Source organism: Clostridium cuniculi (assembly GCF_004353185.1).
GTDB lineage: Bacteria > Bacillota > Clostridia > Clostridiales > Clostridiaceae > Clostridium > Clostridium cuniculi.
Map to the genome: position 1 here is coordinate 1 of NZ_SMUS01000136.1, position 426 is coordinate 426.

General features: G+C 40.8%; 2 rRNA genes. Both read right to left on the reverse strand.

What is annotated here, in order from left to right:
- Positions 1-126 (reverse strand): 23S ribosomal RNA (locus EJJ37_RS19950); the annotation flags it as partial.
- Positions 127-339: 213 nt separating this feature from the next.
- Positions 340-426 (reverse strand): 16S ribosomal RNA (locus EJJ37_RS19955); the annotation flags it as partial.

Here is a 426-nt window from a genome sequence, read left to right on the forward strand (position 1 = left end):
TTCCCACATTCGGAAATCTCCGGATCACTGGCTATGTGCGCCTACCCGAAGCTTATCGCAGCTTATCACGTCCTTCATCGGCTCCTGATGCCAAGGCATTCACCATGCGCCCTTTGTAGCTTGACCTATTTAGTCAAAATTTTTCAAAGTTTTGCATTTAATATCACAAAGAATATTTCTTGGCTTACTTCTCAATATGTTTTGAAGTTATATATAATTCATGTGCAATTTTCAAAGAACAATTTCTTGAGAAACATGGTTTCTCAAAATTGAACAGACTAGTTAAACCAGTATCTTCTGAGTACGAAGTAAACATCTTGTTACTTCATTTCTCCATAGAAAGGAGGTGATCCAGCCGCAGGTTCTCCTACGGCTACCTTGTTACGACTTCACCCCAATCGCTGACCCTACCTTAGGACGCTTCCT